At 68.2% G+C, this 15432-nt stretch carries 15 protein-coding genes; 7 read left to right on the top strand and 8 right to left on the bottom strand.

Annotated features, from left to right (window positions below; translation table 11 throughout):
- The 3 genes from hfsF to hfsH are packed head-to-tail and all read left to right on the top strand — an operon-like array spanning position 1 to position 3124.
- Positions 1-1446, top strand: a complete 1446-nt coding sequence (hfsF, locus tag JKL49_RS10010; protein ID WP_215340063.1) for a polysaccharide biosynthesis protein HfsF — start codon at positions 1-3, stop codon at positions 1444-1446.
- Positions 1443-2360 (top strand): polysaccharide biosynthesis protein HfsG, encoded by a 918-nt coding sequence (hfsG, locus tag JKL49_RS10005; protein WP_215340062.1) that lies wholly within the window; start codon positions 1443-1445, stop codon positions 2358-2360. The genes hfsF and hfsG overlap by 4 nt, the downstream gene beginning before the upstream one ends.
- The gene (hfsH, locus tag JKL49_RS10000; protein WP_215340061.1) at positions 2360-3124 is read left to right on the top strand and encodes an oligosaccharide deacetylase HfsH; all 765 of its coding nucleotides are present in this window, start codon (positions 2360-2362) and stop codon (positions 3122-3124) included. Before hfsG ends, hfsH begins: the two co-directional genes overlap by 1 nt.
- Here hfsH and JKL49_RS09995 read toward each other — a convergent pair.
- The 3 genes from JKL49_RS09995 to JKL49_RS09985 all read right to left on the bottom strand — a co-directional run bounded on the left by JKL49_RS09995 (position 3121) and on the right by JKL49_RS09985 (position 6586).
- Complete coding sequence (locus tag JKL49_RS09995) at positions 3121-4386, bottom strand: O-antigen ligase family protein (RefSeq protein ID WP_215340060.1); 1266 nt, start codon at positions 4384-4386, stop codon at positions 3121-3123. The genes hfsH and JKL49_RS09995 overlap by 4 nt on opposite strands.
- Positions 4383-5084, bottom strand: a complete 702-nt coding sequence (locus JKL49_RS09990; protein WP_215340059.1) for a P-loop NTPase family protein — start codon at positions 5082-5084, stop codon at positions 4383-4385. The genes JKL49_RS09995 and JKL49_RS09990 overlap by 4 nt, the downstream gene beginning before the upstream one ends.
- An 80-nt stretch (positions 5085-5164) precedes the next feature.
- Complete coding sequence (locus tag JKL49_RS09985) at positions 5165-6586, bottom strand: GumC family protein (protein WP_347340369.1); 1422 nt, start codon at positions 6584-6586, stop codon at positions 5165-5167.
- A gap of 168 nt (positions 6587-6754) precedes the next feature.
- Here JKL49_RS09985 and JKL49_RS09980 point away from each other — a divergent pair, with 168 nt between their 5' ends.
- Entirely contained in the window at positions 6755-7555 is an 801-nt protein-coding gene (locus tag JKL49_RS09980; RefSeq protein WP_249778069.1) for a polysaccharide biosynthesis/export family protein, read from the top strand.
- A gap of 59 nt (positions 7556-7614) precedes the next feature.
- On the opposite strand, the gene JKL49_RS09975 is transcribed toward JKL49_RS09980, so the two are convergent.
- Complete coding sequence (locus JKL49_RS09975) at positions 7615-7884, bottom strand: sel1 repeat family protein (protein ID WP_215340057.1); 270 nt, start codon at positions 7882-7884, stop codon at positions 7615-7617.
- 338 nt (positions 7885-8222) lie between these two features.
- On the opposite strand from JKL49_RS09975, the gene JKL49_RS09970 reads away from it, so the two are divergent.
- Both JKL49_RS09970 and JKL49_RS09965 read left to right on the top strand, forming a co-directional pair.
- A complete protein-coding gene (locus JKL49_RS09970; protein WP_215340056.1) occupies positions 8223-8705 on the top strand; it encodes a hypothetical protein in 483 nt (160 codons plus the stop codon).
- Positions 8706-8828: 123 nt separating this feature from the next.
- A complete protein-coding gene (locus JKL49_RS09965) occupies positions 8829-9260 on the top strand; it encodes an RcnB family protein (protein ID WP_215340055.1) in 432 nt (143 codons plus the stop codon).
- Between the two features lie 60 nt (positions 9261-9320).
- On the opposite strand, the gene gatB is transcribed toward JKL49_RS09965, so the two are convergent.
- Positions 9321-10817 carry an Asp-tRNA(Asn)/Glu-tRNA(Gln) amidotransferase subunit GatB gene (gene gatB / locus JKL49_RS09960; protein WP_215340054.1) on the bottom strand — a complete coding sequence of 499 codons (1497 nt, stop codon included), beginning with the start codon at positions 10815-10817 and terminating at the stop codon, positions 9321-9323.
- 109 nt (positions 10818-10926) lie between these two features.
- Here gatB and JKL49_RS09955 point away from each other — a divergent pair, with 109 nt between their 5' ends.
- Entirely contained in the window at positions 10927-11241 is a 315-nt protein-coding gene (locus JKL49_RS09955; protein ID WP_215340053.1) for a hypothetical protein, read from the top strand.
- Between the two features lie 57 nt (positions 11242-11298).
- On the opposite strand, the gene gatA is transcribed toward JKL49_RS09955, so the two are convergent.
- The 3 genes from gatA to JKL49_RS09940 all read right to left on the bottom strand — a co-directional run bounded on the left by gatA (position 11299) and on the right by JKL49_RS09940 (position 15405).
- Positions 11299-12771, bottom strand: a complete 1473-nt coding sequence (gene gatA, locus JKL49_RS09950) for an Asp-tRNA(Asn)/Glu-tRNA(Gln) amidotransferase subunit GatA (protein WP_215340052.1) — start codon at positions 12769-12771, stop codon at positions 11299-11301.
- Between the two features lie 4 nt (positions 12772-12775).
- Positions 12776-13063 carry an Asp-tRNA(Asn)/Glu-tRNA(Gln) amidotransferase subunit GatC gene (gene gatC / locus JKL49_RS09945; RefSeq protein ID WP_215340051.1) on the bottom strand — a complete coding sequence of 96 codons (288 nt, stop codon included), beginning with the start codon at positions 13061-13063 and terminating at the stop codon, positions 12776-12778.
- An 80-nt stretch (positions 13064-13143) separates the two neighbouring features.
- A complete protein-coding gene (locus JKL49_RS09940; RefSeq protein WP_215340050.1) occupies positions 13144-15405 on the bottom strand; it encodes an ATP-binding protein in 2262 nt (753 codons plus the stop codon).
- Between the last annotated feature and the right edge of the window lie 27 nt (positions 15406-15432).

Genomic DNA, 15432 nt, shown 5'->3' with positions numbered 1-15432 from the left:
ATGTTCTGGCGCGGGGTGATCGGCTACCTGCCCGTCAATGTGGTGCAAGGCGTCGTCGGCCTGCTGACCATCGTCGCCTTCACGCGCCTACTGACGCCCGCCCAATTCGGCGACTACGCCCTGGGTATCTCGGTCATGGCGCTCGTCCACACCGCAGTCTTCACCTGGAACGAGGCTGCCATGGCCCGGTTCTGGGCCGGCGAGTCGGGCCGCGACGGCGGCGCCGACCACTCGGCCACCGTCTATCGCGCCTGGCTTCTGCTGCTGGCGGTACTGCCGATCGCAGCCTTGATCGCGCTGGCCTTGCCCATGACGCCCAGCCTGAAGCTCGCGGTGCTGGTGGGCCTGGCCACCGTCGCGCCGCGCACCTTCGTCAAGATCGCCCAGGAACGCCGACGCGCCGCGGGTGAGGTGAAGAGCGCGGCCCTGCTGGACATGGGCCAGACTCTGGGCGGCTTCCTGATCGGCGTGGGTCTCGCCCTGGCGGGCCTTGGCGGCGCCGCGCCGGTGGCCGGCCTTGGCCTGGCGGCCCTGGCCTGCCTGCCCTTCATCCTCGCCGCCGAGCATCGGCAGCAAGCCGGGGGGCAGATCGAACCCCAACGCCTGCGCAGCCACGCCGCCTACGGCGTGCCGGTGGCCCTGTCGCTGATCCTGGCCCTGGTGCTCTCCACCACAGACCGCTTCCTGCTCTCGGCCTTCCTCGATGAGAGCGCGGTGGGCGTCTATCACGCCGGCTACAGCCTCGCGAACCGCAGCCTGGACGTGGTGTTCATCTGGCTGGGCGCCGCCGGTGGCCCAGCCTTGATCATGGCCCTGGAACGCGGCGGCCGCAGCGCCCTGGCCGAGGCCGCCCGCGAACAGGCGCAGCTGATGCTGTTGCTCACCGTGCCGGCGGCGACGGGCCTGGCGCTGGTGTCCGCCCCCCTCGCCAAACTGATGATCGGTCCGACGCTCAGCGCTGGCGCTGGCCACGTGACTCCCTGGATCGCGCTATCGGGCCTGCTGGCGGGCATGACCACCTACTACTTCCATCAGGCCTTTACCCTCGGACGCAGGACCTCCTTGCTGCTGGCGGCCATGGCGGTTCCGGCCGCCACCAATGTGGCGCTGAACATCGTCCTGATTCCGCGCTTCGGCCTGGACGGCGCCCTGTGGGCGACGCCCGCGAGCTACGGCCTTGGCCTAGCAGCCTCAGCCTTCCTGGGCCGCCGCAGCGTGACCCTGCCGATCCCCTGGATCACCCTGGCGCAGGCCGTGGGGGCAAGCGGGCTCATGGCCCTGGTGGTCAGCCGCATCCCGGCCGTCGGCGGGCTGCTGGAGCTGCTTTTCAAGGCGGCGGCCGGCGCTCTCGTCTACGGGGCGGTCATCGCCCTGGTGGATGCCGGCGCCCTGCGCAGCCGGGGTCGCGACGCCCTTAGCACCTTCCGCGCCCGGAGCGCCACATGACCGAAGTGGTGTTCGACAACAGGCGGTGGGCCAAGGGCCGTCCGGCGCTATCCATCCTGACGCCGTTCAAGGGCGACGACCCGACGCCGCTCCTGGCCGCTCTCGCCCGCGAGACCGGTGACTGCGAACTGGTGATGCTGGATGACGGTACGGGCGACGCTGATCTGGCCGCCAGGGTCGAGATCGCCATCGCCGCCCTGCCCTTCCCGGCCCGCTTCGTGCGGCTGGCGAAGAACGAGGGCCGGTCCAGAGGCCGCAACAGGCTGGTGGGTCACGCGCGCGCCGGGCACTACCTTTTCCTGGACAGCGACATGCTGCCCGATACGCCGACGTTCATCACCGACTGGCTGGCCCTGATCGCCAGGGAGAACCCGGCGGTGGCCTTCGGCGGCTTCTCCCTGGACCAGGCGCCGCCCAACCGCGACCACGCCCTGCACCGGGCCATGGCCGGCCAATCGGATTGCCTGCCCGCCACCGAGCGGGCGCTGATGCCCGAGAAGATCTTCACCTCCAACCTGCTGGTCCGCGCCGACGTCTTCGCCGCGGAGTCCTTCGACGAAGGCTTCGCCGGCTGGGGATGGGAGGATGTGGAATGGGGAATGCGGGTGGCCCACCGCTGGCCGATCCTGCATGTGGAGAACACCGCCACCCACCTTGGCCTCGACACCGCCAAGACCCTGGCCGACAAGTACGAGCAGTCCACCCGAAATTTCGCCCGGGTCGTGGCCAGCCATCACGCGGCGATCAGCCGCTATCCCAGCTACAAGGTCGCCCGCGTGCTGAAGCGCGCACCGCTGCGGGCCCTATGGCGGCCGCTGCTGAAGGCCTACGCCCTTACCGAGGCCGCGCCTCTGAAGACCCGGGCCTTCGCGCTACGGCTCTACCGCGCCGCCCTCTACGCCGAGGCCGTGTGATGGCGAGCTATGCCGAGGCCTATTCCGCCGACCGCTCCTTGAAGGGTAAGCTGCGCCGACGCCTGGTGCGGCTGATCAACACCCGGCCCCTCGCCAAGGGACCGCCCCGCCCCATGGTCTCCTTCACCTTCGACGACGCCCCCCTGACCTCGGCGGTGGCCGGCGCGGCCCTGCTGGAGACGCGTGGCCTGGCGGGCACCTACTATGTCTCGGCGGGCCTTTCCGGGACGCAAGCGCCCATGGGCGTCTGCGCCGAGCCTGTCGATTACAAGCGCCTGGCCAAGGCCGGGCACGAGATCGCCTGCCATACCTATTCCCACCTGGACTGCGGTCAGGCCTCGGGTCCGACAGCCCTGGCCGACGTGGTCTTGAACGCGCAGGCGGTGGCCGCCTGGGACGTGGGGGAGATGGTGAGCTTCGCCTATCCCTATGGCGACGTGGCGGGCGGGCCCAAGGGAGCGCTGGCCAAGCGGTTCTCCACCCTGCGGGCCCTGCACCACGGCCTCGTCGAGAAGGGCACAGACCTCAACCAGCTCCCGGCCGTCGGCATCGAGGGCCCGGACGGCGAGGCGGTCGCCCGGAAATGGCTGGCCGCGGCCAAGGCCAGGAGCGCCTGGCTGATCCTCTACACCCACGATGTGCGGCCCGACCCCTCCCCCTGGGGCTGCACGCCCGAGGTCCTGGCGCGCCTGATCGACCAGGCGGCGGCGGACGGCTTTGATGTCGTGACGGTGCGCGAGGGCGCGAGGCGGTTAAATCTCTAGGTTCTGACTTCCCGGTCGGGCCAGCAGAGCTTCACCGCCAGGGCGACAAAGATCACCCAGCGGAAGTCGTTGTAGTTCACCGCCATGCTCTCGGTCAGCGAGGTCAGGCCGTAGACGATCAGGAAGGGCACGGCGAGATAGGCGCCCTGGTCCCGGTAGATCGAGACGATGGCCAGGGTCACGGTCTGCAGGAAGGTCAGGGCCCAGGCGGCCAGGCCGAAGACCCCCAGGGCGAGCCATTGCTCGATCCAGGTATTGTGGGAGTGGTGCGGCGCCCAGCCGGCCTCCTTGACGATCTTCGCCCGTGGGCCCCAGCGGCTGGTGTCGTCATAGACCGCGCTATAGCCATAGCCGGTCCAGGGCCGTTTCTCGATCTGGTGCATGGCCGCCGTCCAGATCTCGGTCCGGCCGGTGAGCGTCGCGTCCTTGCCGAGCGCCTTGAACACCAGGTCCGAGGCGAACAGGCCCACGCACAGCGCCATCACCAAGCCCAGCATGGCCAGCCAACTGGCGGCGACGCTGATCCCGGGCCCCCGCCGCACGATGGCGACGAACATCAGGCCGCCCAGCCCCAGGATCACCGAGACCAGGGAAGTCTTGGAGGTGGACATGATGACCAGCAGCACCGTGAGCGCGGCGAAGGGCCACCAGATCATCGCCCGGGTCGGGTTCAGCATGGCCGCCGCCGACAGGATGCAGAAGCCGAGCGTCATGATGCCGCCGAGCGCGTTCTTGTCGGCCCAGACTCCGCGCCAGGCGCCGGGGAACAGCTCGTGCATCACCCCGATGGACGGCAGGGCCAGCGGCATGACGAAGGAGATCACCGCCAAGACCGCGAAGGCGGTGGCGAACACCTCGGCCAGTTCCGCCCATCGGTAGCGGGCGGCCATCACCACGCCGCCAAGCGTGGTGGCGTAGACGGCGACGATCCGGCGCGCGGTGATGTCCGGCGCGGTGGACCAGAAGTAGGACACGCCGACGATCAGCATGAGGGCGATCAGGAACGGCTGACGGATCAAGGCCTGGAAGACGCTGGCCGGGGTCAGGAAGAACAGGAAGGCCGCCGCCGCGTAGGCCGGCAGGTAGCCCAGAGGAATCAGCTTGTCGAAGGCGGTGTTGTTGGCGTCGCCGCGCAGGGGGAAGACCCAGCCCTCGCTGAAGATCAGCAGGATCAGCACGCTGGCTGCGAAGATGGTCAGACTCCAAAGGCTGACCTGGGGCCGACCTCGAACCTCCACGCCGCTCCAGGTGGCCTGGGTCATGGCATGATGGCCTTGAGGAAGGCCGGTTGGCTCACCGTGGCGCGGTTGAAGAAGATGCCGGCCACCGTGCCGCCGGCGGCGACCAGGGCGTCGCGCAGTTGGGCTGGCGCGCGGACGTCCACCTCGTCGGCGGCCACCACCAGGACGGTCTGGTCCATGAAGGGGGCGACCGTGAGCGCCGCCTGCGATCGCTCGGGCGACGGACAGTCGACGATGATTACGTCGGCGTAGCGGCGCAATGCGGTCCAGTAGTCGCCGGTGGGCAGGATGTGGACGCCCTGGCGGCCCTTGAGATTCTCGCGGCGAAAGCGGGTCACCCACCAGCGGGCCTCGCCGACCCGGTGGGCCGACAGATAGCGGGCGTCCGGCCAAGGTTGGCCGTCGGCGCCCCGCGAGGCGGGCTGGACGGTGAAGAAGATCGAGCCGTCGGGACTGGCGGCGGCGGGTTCGCCCATCGCGCCGTAGCGATCAGCCTCGTCACGGACGGCGAGGTACTGCGGCGAGGACAGCAGGTCGAGGTCCACCAGCCAGACCGAACGGCCGGCGCGCTTCGCCGCGAACCAGGCAAGCTCACGCGCCACCGTGGACGTGCCCTCTCCCCGGCGTGCGGCCACGACCTGGATCACCCGCGCGCGGCCAGCGGCCGGCGCGCCCAGCGACGCCCAAAGGTCGGCCATCTCGGCGTTCAGGTCCACCATCCCTCGAATCGATACACGCGTAAGGCTTTCAAACTACCGCAAGTTCAAGGCGAACGAACGGCGCCGGTTCCCCTCGGCCCCTATCGGACCTTCATTTCCGCCGTGGCGAGCACCGGCAGATCGAGGCTGCGCGAGGCCGACTGCGCCGTGGGCAGGCCGGGCCGCAGGAACATCCGCAACAGGCCGGCGCAGAGCGCGGTGAAGGCGGCGAACAGGAAGGCCAACACGAACACCGGCTTCTTCAGGCTCTTGCCCTTGGTGGGGGCCACGGCCCGGCTGACGATGCGGATGTTGTCGTTGGTGGTCGATGCGATCTCGTTGGCCGCGCGGCTCTGCTCTTCCTTGACCGTGAAGTCGCGGACATTGGCCTGCAGGACGTCGCGGTCCAAGGACAGGGCCTGGAACTTGGGCTCAAGCTCAGCCAGGCGCAGCCGCCGTTCGGTGAGCTGAGTGACCTGATCGGCCAGCGCGGTCTGGGACTGCTTGAGGGCGGCGACCTCGGCGGTCAGCTGGATCTTCTCGGTCTGGATGGTCTGGTAGACCGGATTGACCCCGAACCGCTTGGCGCCGTCGGCATGGGTGCGGCCCGCGGCGATACCGGCCTCCAGCTGGGCGATCTGGGCGTCCAGCTCCTGCACCGGCCGGGCATCGTTCTTGTAGCGCGACAGCAGGTCTTCCCGCTGCAGCTTCAGGGTGGTCAGTTTGTCGCCCACGGCGCTGGAGACGTCGCGGTATAGGCCCACCTCCTGCGACACTTGGCCCAACTGCGAATCCAGCATCGCCAGCCGCCCCATGCGGTCCTGGAGCTGGGCGTCGGTCTGGTATTTCTGCTGCTCGATCTGCTGCTGGAGCTGTCCCAGCGAGACCTTCTCGGCCACGAAATCGCCGATCCGGTTGTTGTTCAGGAAGTCCTCATAGGCCGCGTCGGCGGAGACAAGACGCTGCTGGAAGGCCTCCCGCTGCCGAGCGAGCGCCGGCGACGTGGGGTCGGTCAACACCGTGCGGCGATAGACCAGGTACTCTTCCAGCAGGGTGTTCAGCACCAGGGCGGCGGTATCGGGGTTCCCGTTGGTGAAGCTCACGCGGATGATCGGGGTGTCCGGCGCCGTCTCGATCTTGGTGTTGGTGTCCAGGGCCCGCAGCGCCTGGCCCATGATCATCTTCTTCTCGCGCGCCGTGGCCCCAGCGTACTTGGCCGCCAGCTCCGGATAGATGCGGGCCAGGCCCAGCCTGTCGATCAACCGCTGCTTCAATATGCCCGACCCGAGGATCTCGGTTTCCGACTGGATCAGGGCGTCGGCCTCCGGCACCGCGCCGCGGGCGGCGTCGCCGGAGAGCGGCTCATAGACATATTCCTGGCCCAGGCGAACCAGGACGCTGGCGTTGGCCGGATAGCTGGTCTTCATCGTGAAGGCGGCCGCCGCCCCCAGGACGAAGATGATCGCGAAGACCGCCACCATCAGGTAGCGTTCGCGCCACAGCAGGGTCGCGAAATCGGACACGGCATAGCGCGGCCGTCCGGCCCAGTCGGTCCGGATCGCCTGATCGTGCGGTCTGATTGTCCAAGCCCCTGGCGCGGCCATGCGATTCCGACTGTTCTAGCCCTATGGAGGGACCGTGGCGGGGGACGATTAACGTTCCATTACCCATTGTCGTTAAGGTTTGCGGTCATGCGTCCCAGCCTGAAATTCGCCTCCGTCCTATTGGCCTGCGTGAGCTTCGGGCTCGGCGCGTGCGGCGCGCATATTCCGCGCCTGCCCCGCATGGACCTGCTGGGTCGGATCGACGAGCCGGAGAGCCGCAAGGACCGCGAGGCGCGCGCCGCCCGCGAAGAGGGGGCCGGGTTCAGCAACATCCCCTACGCCACCTGGAGCGACTACGAGCCGCCCTATCGCTTCTATCCGGGGGACGAGATCGAGGTCTCCCTCCCCTCCGCCCCGGAACTGAACAAGACGGTGACGGTGCAGCCGGACGGGCGCATCTCCATGCCGCTCATCCCCGCGATCATGGCGGCCGACCGCACCATTCCCGAACTGCAGGGCAGCCTGTCCCAGGCCTATGCCGGGACGCTGCTGCGGCCGGCGGTGGACGTGGCGCCCAAGGCCGCGCCGCTGAAGGTGTTCGTAGGCGGCGAGGTGGCCAATCCCGGCATCTTCGACATGGCCGGCGACGCCGACGCGCTGCGCGCCGTGATCCAGGCCGGCGACTTCAAGACCAGCGCCAACCGGGACAACGTGATCATCCTGCGCCGCGGGGCCGACGGGCGCGGCATGATGCGCACGGTGAAGCTGGGGAAGGGTCTTCGCAACCCGAACGCGGACCTGGTGCCCCTGCGCCGGTTCGACATCGTCTATGTGCCACGCAGCGGCGTGGCCAATGCGGGCCTGTTCATCCAGCAGTACTTGCGCGACCTCTCGCCGATCCAGTTCGGATTCAGCTACGCGCTGGGCGCCCAGACCGCGGGACAATAGCCGCAGGCGACGACGCCAGCGGACGCCGGCGCCGGGAGTCCGAACTCAAGTCCGGCCGATCAGCCGTGGGCCAGCCACTCGCGCGCCTGGCGCTGGGCTTCGGCGACCTCGTCGGAGGCCATCTCCTGGCTCAGTTCCTTGCGGTAGATCTTGGCTTCCATCGAACCGCGCATGGCGGCCAGGTTGAACAGCATGTGGGCCGAGACGTAGTCCAGCGGCGCGCCGCCCTGACCCGTCGAATAAAGCAGACCCATGCGGAACAGTTCGTCCCCGGAGGCGTCGGCGGTCGGCAACGGCAGGCCGCCTTCCGGTTCCACGCTCGTAAGCATGACTAAGTTTCCCTCTCCCGATCGGCCATCCCCCGTTCTGGGGGCGTGTCTCCGATCTTCACGACACCAGAGAAGTCGATAGCGACTAAACATATGGTTAAACTGAAGGACTGCGTTGTTCGGCCGCAGATGATCGCAGCATTCGCCGGCGTTACTCGCCGGGAACCTCCGCCCCCGATGTATACCCATAATGGGTGCTTTTGCAGTCTGGGTTATCGCCCGGCGCGAGACGGCTTCGCCCTGGACGCGAAGACAGCTTACAGCCCCGCTTAGATTGCGTAGCCCTGTTAAGCACATCCCTTGGCTGCGTCCGGGGACGATTCGATCGGGAGAGATCCGTGAAGCGTTTTGGTTTGAGCATGACCGCCCTGGCGGCGATTTCCGGTGGCCTGGCCATCGCCGCCGGAGCCCAGGCCCAGTCCTGGGAGTCCCGCGCGGGCTATTCGCAGCCGAGCCGTGAGGAACGCTGCGACTGCTACGACTACGGCGCGCGCCAGGACCGCTACCCCTATGACGACGGCCGGGGCGGCTACTATCAGGACAGCCGCCAGGGCTATGCCCCCCCGCCGCCTGTCGGCAGCAGCTACTACGCCCCGCCCGGTGGCGGCGGTCAGAACAACATGGGTTATTTCGCGCAGTATGAGCCGGGCCGCAGCGCCTTCCGTCCCGGCCTGATCCTGCCGCCCTATTTCCGCGGCTACATGGTCACCGACAACCGCCTGGCCCGGAAGCGCGGCTATGCCTGGTACAAGGTCGGCAACGAATATATTCGGGCCAGCACCTCCAGCGGCGAAGTCACGAGCATCGTCACCTTCCCCTGAACCGGGCCGCGATCGGCGGCGTTCCCATCTCCATGCGACGTTCAGGCGCGGTTCAGCCTGAATGTCTCACCGTGAGGTTAGAGGGATGTCCGCCCATCAGGGCGTGGTGAAGGAGACGTGGGCATGAAACGTCTGATCTTGAGCCTGGCCGCCATAGCGGCCGTCGCCGGCCCCATGGCCGCCACCGCCACGACAGCTCAGGCGCAGGGCTATCATCGCGACCGCGGAGAGCACAGCGACCATCGCGGGCCTGACCGCTATGACCGCCGCGATTGGGACCGGGGCCGCCACAACGGCTACTATTACGGCGATCGCTGGAACTACGGCCCGCCGCCCCAGGCCTATTACGGCAACCCCTACTATCGTCCGGGCTACAACGAGTGGCGGCGTGGCTCGGCCCTGCCGTCCTATTACCGAGGGTATCCGGTCTATGACTATGGCCGCTACCGCCTGCGCCAGCCGCCGCGCGGCTACGCCTGGTACCGGGCCGGCGACGACTACATCCTGGCGGCCATCGCCAGCGGGATCATCTTCGAGATCATCAACAACAACTAGCTGTCCCGCGTGGTCAGGCCCCGGAGTGCAGGCTCCGGGGCTTTTTGACGTGGCGGACGATCAGTCGATGCCGAGCTTGGCCTTCAGCAGCTGGTTCACGGTGCCTGGATTAGCCTTGCCACCGGTTTCCTTCATCAACTGGCCGACGAACCAGCCGATGGCCTGGGGCTTTTCCTTCACGGCGGCGGCCTGACCCGGATTGGCGGCGATCAGCTTGTCGATCATCGCCTCCAGGGCGCCGGTGTCGGAGACCTGCTGCAGGCCCTGCTTCTCGACGATGGCGCGCGCGCCGCCCTCGCCGGCCCACATGCGGTCGAAGACGTCCTTGGCGATCTTGGAGGAGATGACGCCCTCCTCGATCAGGGCCACCAGTTCGGCGATGTCGCCGGGCTTCAGCGGGCTGTCTTCGATGTCCTGGCCGGCCGCGGTCAGCCGGGCGGCCAGTTCATTGGTCACCCAGTTGGAGGTCAGCTTGGCGTCGCGGCCCTTGGCGGCTCCCTCGAAGAAGTCGGCCCGCGCCTGTTCGGTGATCAGCACGCCCGCGTCATAAGCCGACAGGCCGTACTGGGTCTGCAGCCGCGCCTTCTTGGCGTCCGGCAGTTCGGGCAGCGAATCCTGGATCTTCTTCACCCAGACGGGATCGAGGATCAGGGGCAGCAGGTCGGGATCGGGGAAGTAGCGGTAGTCGTGCGCCTCTTCCTTCGAACGCATGGACCGGGTCTCGAGCTTGGTCGGATCGAACAGCCGGGTCTCCTGGGTGATGGAGCCCCCGTCCTCGATGATCTCGATCTGACGGCGGGCCTCGTACTCGATGGCCTGCTGGATGTAGCGGTAGGAATTGACGTTCTTGATCTCGCAGCGCGTGCCCAGGTGGCTGAAATCGCCCGTCTCGCGGAACTTCTCGTAGGCGCCCGGGCGGCAGACCGAGACATTGACGTCGGCGCGCAGGTTGCCCTTTTCCATGTCGCCGTCGCAGGTGCCCAGATAGACCAGGATCGTCCGGACCTTCTTGACATAGGCCGCGGCCTCGGCCGACGAGCGCATGTCGGGCTTGGACACGATCTCCATCAGGGCGGTGCCAGCGCGGTTGAGGTCGACATAGGTGGCGTTGGGGTCCTGGTCGTGCAGCGACTTGCCGGCGTCCTGCTCGAGGTGCAGGCGCTCAATGCGCACGGTGAAGGTCGAGCCGTCGTCATGCTCGACGATGACTTCACCCTCGCCCACGACCGGGTCCTTGAACTGGCTGATCTGATAGCCCTGGGGCAGGTCGGGATAGAAGTAATTCTTGCGGTCGAAGCTGGAGCGCAGGTTGATCTGGGCCTTCAGGCCAAGGCCGGTCTTCACCGCCTGCTCGACGCAGAAACGGTTGATCACCGGCAGCATGCCCGGCATGGCGGCGTCGACGAGGCTCACCTGCTCGTTGGGGCCGGCCCCGAAGCCGACGGCCGCGCCGGAGAACAGTTTGGCCTTCGAGGCCACCTGGGCGTGGATCTCCAGCCCCAGAACGATTTCCCACGAGCCGGTGCGGCCGACGATCAGCTTGGAGGTGTCAGTCATGGCACTTTCCTAAACCGGGCCGCGCGCCAACGAAAGCACCTTGCGCGGACAGTGATTTTGCAGCTTTGCTGACGGCGTAAAAACACCCCCTCGGGGAAGGGAACTCACCATGAAGAAGACTCTCGCCGCCGGCCTCGTCGGCCTGTCGCTCTCGTTCGGCCTGATGGCCGGCGCTCCGGCCGTGGCCCAGGCGCCTGCCGCGCCTGCCGCACTGTCGGTCGAATCCACGCCGATCGAGGCCCTGGTGGCCAACCCGGCCGCCAAGGCCGTTCTGGACAAGGACGTCCCCGGCCTGACCACCCACGAAGCCTACGACCAGTTCAAGGCCATGACCCTGAGCCAGGTCGCCCCGATGAGCCAGGGCGCTCTGACCGACGACATGCTGAAGACCGTCCAGGCCGACCTGGACAAGCTGCCGAAGTAAGGTTGCTTCCAAGTCCGAACCATAGGCCCCCGCCGGCGACGGCGGGGGCCTTTTTCGTCACCACCAGCGGGTGGGCTTGGCGCGGAAATCCGCAGCTTTTTCAAGGGCGCCACCGAGGGAAAACAGGGTTCCCTCGTCCAGGGCCTTGCCGATCAACTGGAGACCCAGGGGCAGGCCCTTGTGGTCGACGCCGGCGGGGATGGACATGCCGGGCAGGCCCGCCAGGTTCACCGTCACCGTGAAGATGTCGTTGAGGTACATGGCCACCGGATCGTCGGCATTCTCGCCCAGCCCGAAGGCGGCCGAGGGCGCTGTCGGGGTCAGCAGGGCGTCGACCTTCTGGAAGGCCTGGTCGAAGTCGTCGGCGATGCGGCGCCGCACCTTCAGCGCCTTGACGTAGTAGGCGTCGTAATAGCCGGCCGAGAGCACGTAGGTGCCGATCATGATCCGGCGCTTCACCTCGGTCCCGAAGCCGGCGGCCCGGGTGTTCTCGTAGGTCTCGGTGAGGTTGGCCCCCTCGACCCGCAGGCCGTAGCGCATGCCATCATAGCGGGCGAGGTTCGAGGACGCCTCGGCCGGGGCCACGATGTAGTAGGCCGGCAGGGCGTACTTGGTGTGCGGCAGGCTCACCTCGACGATCTCGCAGCCGGCGTCCTTCAGCCAGGCGATGCCCTTTTCCCAGAGCTGTTCGATCTCGGCGGGCATGCCGTCGACGCGGTATTCCTTCGGAATGCCGATCCGCAGGCCCTTCACCGACTTGCCCACGAAGCTGGGGAAGTCGGGGACCTCGATGTCCAGGCTGGTGGAGTCCTTGGCGTCGTGGCCGGACATCGACTTCAGCAGGATGGCGGCGTCTTCGACGGTCTTGGCGATGGGGCCGGCCTGGTCCAGGGACGAGGCGAAGGCCACCACCCCCCAGCGCGAGCAGCGGCCGTAGGTGGGCTTGATCCCGACCGTGCCGGTGAAGGCGGCGGGCTGGCGGATGCTGCCACCGGTGTCCGTGGCCGTTGCCCCCAGGCAGAGGTCGGCGGCGACCGCGGCGGCCGAGCCGCCCGACGATCCGCCCGGAGTCAACCGCGTGTTGGACCCCTCTGCGCGCCAGGGATTGACCACCGGCCCGAAGGCGCTGGTTTCGTTGGACGACCCCATGGCGAACTCATCCAGGTTGAGCTTGCCCAGCATCACCGCACCGTCGCGCCACAGGTTGGACGTCACGGTGGATTCGTAGGTGGGGATGAAGTTTCCCAGGATGTTCGAGCCGGCGGTGGTGCGGACGCCCTGCGTGCAGAACAGGTCCTTGATGCCCAGCGGGGCGCCGTCCAGGGCGCCGGCCTGCCCGGTCGCCCGGCGGGCGTCGGAGGCGCGGGCCATGTCGAGGGCCTTTTCAGGGGTCTCCAGGATAAAGGCGTTCAAGGGCGCGGACGCGGCGACCGCGTCCACGTGCGCCTGGGTCAGCTCCACCGAGGAGAAGGACTTGTCGGCGAGACCCGCCAGCGCGGCCTTCAGGGTCAGAGAGGTGAGATTGGTCATGATCTTACTCGACCACCTTGGGGACGACGAAGAAGCCGTCGATGGTCCTGGGGGCGTTGGACAGCACGCGGGCGGCGTCGCCACCCTCGGTGACGACGTCCTCGCGCATGGGGGCGGCCACGGCCACGGCCGAGGTCATCGGCTCCACGCCTTCGGTGTCCACTTCGGCCAGCTGCTCGATCCAGTCCATGATGCCGCTGAGCTCCCTGGCCAGCGGGTCGATCCGATCTTCGGGCTCGGCGATGCGGGCCAGTCTGGCGACCTTTCGAACGGTCGCCGCGTCGATGGCCATGGGGGGCCTCCTGAATGTTCGACGCAGGGGTTAGCCGTGCGGCCCCGCCTTTGACAAGCTATCCCTGAGGGGAAACCGCGTCAGGCGGCCTGGGCGGCGGTGTCCGGGGCGCCGTCGAGGGCGGCTTCGATAGCCGCGAACAGCTTCTCGGCCTCGATGGGCTTGGCCACAACGCTGCTCATGCCGGCGGCCAGGTACTCGGCCACCTGCTCGGACATGACGTTGGCGGTAACGGCGACGATGGGGGTCGGCGGCACGCCGCGCTCGGCCTCGCCCTGGCGGATGGCCAGCGTCGCCTCGACCCCGGTCATCTCCGGCATCTGGATATCCATCAGCACCAGGTCGTAGCCGCCGGCGGCGAACAGCTCGGCGGCCTCGCGCCCGTTCTCGGCGATGGTCAGGTCGATGCCGAATGGCTCCAGCAAGGAAGTGAGGATCAGTTGGTTGGTCTTATTGTCCTCGGCGGCCAGGATGCGCAGGGGCACGGCGTCGGCATTGGGTTCGAGGTCGGATATGAGCTCGGCGGCCGGCGCGGCGGACGACCGCTTTTCCAACGGAACCTCAAGGGTGAAGACCGAGCCCCTGCCCTCCTCGCTGGCCACGGTGATCTTGCCCCCCATCAGGGTGGCCAGCTCGCGGGCGATGGAGAGGCCGACGCCTGTGCCGCCGGTGGCCCGGGTGGCCGAGGCGTCCACCTGGCTGAACGCCTCGAAGACCTCCTCGACCCACTTGGCCGGGATGCCGACACCGGTGTCGGCCACGCGGACGCGGACGGTGGCGTCCTGATGGTCCACGGCGATGGTGACGCCGCCGGCCTTGGTGAACTTCACGGCGTTGGAGGTGAGGTTGCCCAGCACCCGGGCCAGGCGCTTGGCGTCGCCGCGCCAGCGGCCCTGGCTCTCGGCGGCTACGGCGATGTCGAAGCTGAGCCCCTTGGCCGCCGCGGCGTCTCCGTCGGCCACGCAGGCGGTGCGCACCAGGGCGGCGAGGTCGAAGTCCTCGGCCTTCAGGGTCGCGTCGTCGGCCTTGGAAATCTCCAGGATGCCGTTGAGGATCTTCAACAGGGCCTCACCGGACTCGCGGATCACCGCCAGGCGCTGGCCGTGGGGGGCGTCGGCGGGTTCGCGGGCCATGATCTGCGCCATGCCCAAGATGCCGTTCAGGGGCGTGCGGATCTCGTGGCTCATATTGGAGAGGAAATCGGTCTTGGCGCGATTGGCGGCCTCGGCCTTCTCGGTCGACAGCTTCAGGGCGCGCTCGCGTTCGGCGATGCCCTGGGCCATGGCGTTGAAGCTGCGCTCCAGGGAGCCGATCTCGTCGGCGCCCGCGGCCTCGACCTGTACGGATTCGCCCCGCTCCAGCCGCTCGGCGGCGTCGCGCAGAGCTAGCAGGGGCCGAGTGACGTTGCGGGCCAGCGCCCAGCTGCCCGCCGCGATCACCCCCAGACCCGCCAAGGCCAACATCAGCATCGCGCCCAGCAGCCAGCTGTAGGGCTCCAGCGCGCGGGCAAGCGGATAGCGCAGCAGCAGGACCACCCGGTCCTGGGCGATGGAGGCCAGGGGCTTAATGACCGCCACGGCCGGGCCGATTCGGGTGACGGCGGCCTGGCGCTTGGATTTCGGCGCGTCGAGGAAGCGGGACACGGCCTCGAGCTCGGCGGTCGAGGCCGCCCAGGTGTTGGCCTTCCAATGGCCGTCGGCCCCGCGCACCAGCACCACCGGCTGCAGGGGAATGGCGGAGAGCTGCTCCAGGGCCTTCATCTCGGCCTGATCCAAGCGGACGGCGAACACCACCCAGCCGCTGAGCATGGGGGTCATGATGGGGGCCGAGACCGCCTCGTAGGGGGTGCCGGCCATGACGAAGACACCCGCCGAGGTGTCCTGGCCGGCGATGGCCTGCAGGACGGCGTCGGTGGGACGGGCGGGCGACTTACTGGACGCGGCGAGGACCCGTCCGTCCAGGCCGACCACGAAGGCGGCGTCGATGCCCAGCCGGGTGCGTAGGTTGTCGAGGGCTGACTGGATGGTGGCCGCGTCCTCGGTGGCCACCGCGGCGCGGAAGCCAAAGTCGCGGGCCAGCACACTGGCCCCGCTCTCCAGCTCGTGGGAGCGCAGGCTCCAGATGCGGTCGAAGACCAGCCCGCTGACCGCCAGCTCGTCGCGGACGATGCGCTCGGCGTTGCGGGCCACGGCGGCGTAGACCGCCGAGAGGATCACAAACAGGATGGCGACGAAGAGGCCGGCATAGAGCACGGTGAGCTTGGTGCGCAGGCGGTTGAAGCGCGGCGGCCAGAGGGGCGGCGCCCATTTGAACATCCCCGCCAGGTTCGGAAGCTTGGGCATTTCCGTCCGTCATTCCAGGGCGACCAA

The organism is Phenylobacterium glaciei, from assembly GCF_016772415.1.
In the GTDB taxonomy this organism is placed as follows: Bacteria; Pseudomonadota; Alphaproteobacteria; order Caulobacterales; family Caulobacteraceae; genus Phenylobacterium; species Phenylobacterium glaciei.
Note: the sequence above shows the minus strand (reverse complement) of the source record. Positions and strands in the feature narration are given on the sequence as shown.